This window comes from Rhodoluna sp., from assembly GCF_049276775.1.
Lineage (GTDB): Bacteria > Actinomycetota > Actinomycetes > Actinomycetales > Microbacteriaceae > Rhodoluna.
The window spans coordinates 1-4,873 of sequence record NZ_JBASXC010000075.1 but is presented as its reverse complement, the minus strand read 5'-3'; the positions used below and the strand labels follow the sequence as shown (position 1 = coordinate 4,873).

The following is a 4,873-nucleotide window of genomic DNA, read 5'->3' as shown; positions in this document are numbered from 1 at the left end:
AGCATTCTCCATGGTTGATAGAAATGCAGCAGGGGATGATGCAGTAAGTGATGTAAAGATCTTGATGGAATTCTTTAAAAACGAGGTAACTGATACAAATGCATATGCAAAGGCACAAATCTACGTTCCTGGATCTGTTCTTGATGTTAATAGATACTTTGTCTCATCTATGGAAATATCTCAAAACATTGATCGAAGCAATGAGGCAGCAAGTTCACTGCTCCCATATATAAGATTTTATTCTTCACCAGACTTTGCCTCAACAGAAATTAAAATTTGTAGAATCTTTGTTTCAATAACAGATTCCTTGGATGCATTGTCTACAGATCACTTCATCGCCCTTGATGGATTTAGAATTGACAATACTACAGAGAATCCACTATACAAGATGTCTGGTTATTCAATTGTTAGAAATGACGGAAATCCAATCATAAAGTCAGCAAATACAAACAACTACATAGATTTTAGATACTCCTTGGGTGTTTCGTAATGTCTAAAAAATTAATAATTACAGCAGAAGAACTAGCCTCAATGGGAATGACTGGACCAGATTATGACGTTAGGTTTAGGATAGTTTCTGAAGACAGAAACAGATTCTCCTCTTGGACACCAATATTTTCTATTTCTGACCCCAACTGAACACCACCACTGCCTGGATGATATAATTAAGTATGGCAAAAAGTCCATTACCCGATAGAGGGCAGCCTCTAGATGTTACATATATTTATCAAATGGCCAATGCCATCAATGACGTTTCTAATGAAATATCATCAGCAACATACAACTACACTACAGTGTCCACCAGAGACGCGGGAAATCAGGTCATTCAGACAAGAGCATCAAGAATTATTGCTGGATATGTAGATATTGCAAACAACGAATCCATTACAGCAGGAACAACAAAGCCCTTCTCATTTTCATATTCTTCAGACTTTAAGTATCCACCAATTGCCACTGCAACAGTAGTAAATCGCGGTACTTCTGACATCGGTGATGACGTTACGGTGGTCATTAGATCGATAACAACTTCAAGAATTGAAGGAGTCGTAAAGTTTAATTCATCTGGTCAGGTTACAACAACGGTAAACATTACAGCCATAGGCATCCCAACGTGATATAATTCTGGCACTATGATTTTTTGTGCAAGGTGCAGCGGCAGGATGTTTGTTGATAGAGCATTTACCGAACACAACCATATAGAAACATTTTGTATTAGATGTGGGTCAAGAAGATATTACCACAATGAGAACATGAAGTACGGAGAGGGAGCAAGATTATGGCTTCTGGAAAAGATGGTGGCGAAAGCCTCAATCTGCCAGTAATTCAAAGACCAAGAAGAAAAACTTGGTTTCTTGATGAAGATCTTGTAAGGATATCTCATATCAGCCGTGCTCAAGGAATAGCATCTTTATGGAACTGCACAAAGGCAGTGCCAATGACAATAAACTTAATAGAGTTTAAAAGAAAAAGAAAAAGAGCGTTTACTGTTTCAGAGACAGCATTGCTGCTAAACTATCACAAAAAGAGTATTCCAAGATTAGTGAAGAATGGATTTCTTCCACCACCCATAGGGGAGTTACCTAATGGAGAGCGAGCATTTCATTATTTAAGTTATTACAGTGAAGATCACATATGGGAAGCCAGAAACCTTATGGCACAGACCCACATGGGTAGATCAAGGAAAGACGGCCTAGTAACAAACAACAAAACTCCAACGGAGCAGGAGTTGCGATATGCAATGGGCGATGGTATGATTTACTACGTCAAGGGTGACGATGGCAAGTTTATACCAGTTTTTTCTGAAACACTGTAAGTGCTTGACAAAATCACATAAAAGCGCTATCATATAGCGAACAAACTAGTGGAAGGAATTGGCATGGAGCCAACCAATGTTCAGTGGTCACTTGGGTATACTCTAAATACTGGGAACTTTCAATCACTTAGGATTGATTGTCAGGTAGCAGATTACGTTCGTGATGGAGAATCAACAAAGGAAGCATCAGACAGGGTGTATACGTTTGTTGAACAAGAACTTGTAAACAAGTTGAATGAGGCAAAGAAGGAGTTGGGATGAGTAAGGCATATATTGCAACATCAGAGAAGGCACAGTTGGTGGTTGCTTTTGACAAGAATCCATCAAAGGCTATGAAGAGTGTGGCTAAGAAGATTGATCAGATGAGTCACGGCGACGAATGGCTAATGTTGACCAGCATAAATGTTGGGTACGACGAAGAGGGCTTCTATCATATAACTGCTACAGTGTCTTCTGTGAATATATAATGGCAGATCGTAAGGAAAGGTTTGCTCTTGTGAGTTTGTTTGAGAAGCATTGTAAGATTAATGGAATTACAAAGCCAGTACTCAACAAGAACAAGGAGCAGTGGGCAGCAGATGGCCTGCTTGAATCTTTTACATTTGACCAGTTGAGCGATGCCATGAGATACTACTTTATGATCAACCCCAAGCCAACATGGTCTTGGTACTCAAACAATGTAGAAAAGATTATTGCTGCTGAAGAGGCAGTCAGACAAGATAAAGAATTTAGAGCAGATATGCGTGAGAAAGCAAGGGAGTGGATTAATGGCTAATTTAGAAGCAAAGACTATTTCGGCAGTATTAAATGACAAGCAGATTCATGTTTTGCTACAGGCAAATGCTGGTCAAATGCTAAGAACTCACGCAGATATCTGGGAGTTTGTTCGTGACTATTATGAGCAAAATCAGACCGCTCCACCAATTAATGTAGTAGAGCAGAGATTTCCAGACTTTGAGTACATAAAGGATACTGGAGCAACAAAGCACCACTTGGATGAACTACGCACAGAGTTTCTAAACGATAACGTTAAGATCATGCTACGATCTGCTGCCAACCAAGTGCAGGAGGGGGACTCTACTTCTGCTCTTGAGGTTCTCATGTCAGAGACAGCAAGGCTAAAGCAGATCACCTCTACAGCAAGAGACTTGGACGTATCAAACGTAGATGATGCAATTGCATATTTTGAAAATGTTAAGAGGATGCAGGAGAGTGGCACGCATGGAATCTATACAGGGCTCGCAGGATTTGACAATTATATGCCAGCAGGAATCACGCCTGGTCAATTGGGAGTACTTCTGGCTTACCCTGCTATTGGTAAGTCTTGGATGGCTCTTTACCTCGCTGTTCAGGCTTGGAAGAACGGCAAGTCTCCGTTAATCGTTTCCTTGGAAATGACCGAAACTGAGGTACGTAATCGTGTGTTTGCCATTATTGGTCAAGGTATGTGGAGTCACAGGAAGTTGTCTCGTGGAGACGTAGAGACTGACATGATGAAGAAGTGGATGCAGAAGACTTTTGAGGGAAAGCCAAGCATTCACATTATCTCTAATGATGGGATTGGAGAGGTTTCCCCTAGCGTTCTACGAGGCAAGATAGATCAATACAAGCCAGACATTGTTTTTGTTGACTACTTAAACTTGATGACAAGCAATCAGCGTACAGATAACGAAGTTGTTAAGATGAAAAATCTTAGTCGTGAACTAAAGTTGCTCGCTATTTCTGAGCAGATACCCATTGTGGCTATCTCTTCTGCAACCCCAGATGATGTGACAGACATGAATAGCGTGCCAACCCTTGGTCAAACCTCATGGTCGCGCCAGATTGCCTATGATGCTGACTGGCTTCTAGCCTTGGGTCGCGCAGCCAATAGTGATGTTCTTGAGGCAGTATTTAGAAAGAATCGTAATGGTTTCTTGGGAGAGTTTGTCATTCAAGTAGACTTTGATAGTGGTCGTTTTATCTATAAGGACTTTGAGTAAAAATGCTTTAATTTAGATAATCCTGTATAATTTATTATATGAACTACCTTCATAAAAGAATAAAGAGATTTGAGTTAACTGGACAGATAACTGATGATATTTTTATTCCACGTATGAGGGGAGAATATATAAGATTACTTAAAGAAACAATGAGAGATACTGGATACGTCGTGAGACTTGACATAGACCCAGACTGGACGGTATCATATACAGGAAATCATTATGAATTTATATTAAGCGTATACGGATCATATATAGGAAAGAAGAATGCCGCATGTATAGACGGACTAGACAAGAACAGACCGATATATACTCCCCAGAGCAAATCAGGAGAGTCCTCAACGGATCTGGAATCAACATCCAATCAGAAGTAGAATTAGAATATCTAATCTTCTGTCCATATCATAATAACTACAGAACACCTGCTGGTGAGGTAAACAAGGAACGAGGCACGTTCTTTTGTTTTTCCTGTCACGAATCACGTTCACTGCTAGAACTAATAATGCACACATCTGGTAAAAGTTATTTTGAATCGGCAAGGCTTGTTGAGTCTGCCAAAATAAACACAAACATTATAGACTCTGTTGACAAGGCTCTTGAAAAGGAGCCAGAGTATGTTCCTTATGATCAAGTTCTTATCAAAAGACTAAACAATCAGGCACTAGAGTCGCCAAGGGCTTTGACGTATTTCGAGGGTAGAAGGATTACCAAAGAATCAATGGAGAGGTTCTATCTTGGCTATAGTGAAAAGCAGGATATGGTCACTATCCCCATCCTAGATCCAACAGGACAAATATTTGTTGGATTCGTTGGCAGATCTGTAGAGGGTAAAGATTTTAAGAACACACCAAAACTTCCAAAATCAAAGATTTTGTTTAATCTAAATCGTGCCAAACTACAGGATACAGTGTATGTAGTAGAATCTTCTTTTGATGCTATTAGATTAGATCAATGTGGAATTGCAGCAGTTGCAACACTTGGCTCTAATGTGTCAAAAAAGCAGGTAGAACTATTGACAAAACACTTTAACAATGTTATAGTTATTCCTGATAACGATGATGCTGGAGCAGACATGGCT

Annotated in this window: 9 protein-coding genes; all 9 read left to right on the top strand. The window is 39.8% G+C overall.

Annotated elements, in window-relative coordinates; translation table 11 throughout:
- On the top strand, positions 1-490 hold a 490-nt coding region (locus WAO31_RS04860; protein WP_509590940.1), incomplete at its 5' end, for a hypothetical protein.
- Complete coding sequence (locus WAO31_RS04855) at positions 490-639, top strand: hypothetical protein (RefSeq protein ID WP_509590937.1); 150 nt, start codon at positions 490-492, stop codon at positions 637-639. The genes WAO31_RS04860 and WAO31_RS04855, both read left to right, overlap by 1 nt.
- A gap of 32 nt (positions 640-671) precedes the next feature.
- Complete coding sequence (locus WAO31_RS04850; RefSeq protein ID WP_509590935.1) at positions 672-1,115, top strand: hypothetical protein; 444 nt, start codon at positions 672-674, stop codon at positions 1,113-1,115.
- 161 nt (positions 1,116-1,276) lie between these two features.
- Positions 1,277-1,813: a hypothetical protein gene (locus tag WAO31_RS04845; RefSeq protein ID WP_509590933.1), complete on the top strand. Its 537-nt coding sequence runs from the start codon at positions 1,277-1,279 to the stop codon at positions 1,811-1,813.
- Positions 1,814-2,070: 257 nt separating this feature from the next.
- Positions 2,071-2,280 carry a hypothetical protein gene (locus WAO31_RS04840; protein WP_509590931.1) on the top strand — a complete coding sequence of 70 codons (210 nt, stop codon included), beginning with the start codon at positions 2,071-2,073 and terminating at the stop codon, positions 2,278-2,280.
- Positions 2,280-2,588, top strand: a complete 309-nt coding sequence (locus WAO31_RS04835; RefSeq protein ID WP_509590928.1) for a hypothetical protein — start codon at positions 2,280-2,282, stop codon at positions 2,586-2,588. The genes WAO31_RS04840 and WAO31_RS04835 overlap by 1 nt, the downstream gene beginning before the upstream one ends.
- Positions 2,581-3,795 (top strand): DnaB-like helicase C-terminal domain-containing protein, encoded by a 1,215-nt coding sequence (locus tag WAO31_RS04830; RefSeq protein ID WP_509590926.1) that lies wholly within the window; start codon positions 2,581-2,583, stop codon positions 3,793-3,795. The genes WAO31_RS04835 and WAO31_RS04830 overlap by 8 nt, the downstream gene beginning before the upstream one ends.
- Positions 3,796-3,833: 38 nt before the next feature.
- Entirely contained in the window at positions 3,834-4,169 is a 336-nt protein-coding gene (locus WAO31_RS04825) for a hypothetical protein (protein ID WP_509590924.1), read from the top strand.
- The coding region (locus tag WAO31_RS04820; RefSeq protein WP_509590922.1) for a toprim domain-containing protein at positions 4,070-4,873 on the top strand (804 nt) is incomplete at its 3' end. The genes WAO31_RS04825 and WAO31_RS04820, both read left to right, overlap by 100 nt.

Excerpts from the sequence above, each read along its gene's own strand:
- WAO31_RS04855 (WP_509590937.1), top strand. The coding sequence starts at position 490 with ATGTCTAAAAAATTAATAATTACAGCAGAAGAACTAGCCTCAATGGGA.
- WAO31_RS04850 (WP_509590935.1), top strand. The coding sequence starts at position 672 with ATGGCAAAAAGTCCATTACCCGATAGAGGGCAGCCTCTAGATGTTACA.
- WAO31_RS04845 (WP_509590933.1), top strand. The coding sequence starts at position 1,277 with ATGGCTTCTGGAAAAGATGGTGGCGAAAGCCTCAATCTGCCAGTAATT.
- WAO31_RS04840 (WP_509590931.1), top strand. The coding sequence starts at position 2,071 with ATGAGTAAGGCATATATTGCAACATCAGAGAAGGCACAGTTGGTGGTT.
- WAO31_RS04835 (WP_509590928.1), top strand. The coding sequence starts at position 2,280 with ATGGCAGATCGTAAGGAAAGGTTTGCTCTTGTGAGTTTGTTTGAGAAG.
- WAO31_RS04830 (WP_509590926.1), top strand. The coding sequence starts at position 2,581 with ATGGCTAATTTAGAAGCAAAGACTATTTCGGCAGTATTAAATGACAAG.
- WAO31_RS04825 (WP_509590924.1), top strand. The coding sequence starts at position 3,834 with ATGAACTACCTTCATAAAAGAATAAAGAGATTTGAGTTAACTGGACAG.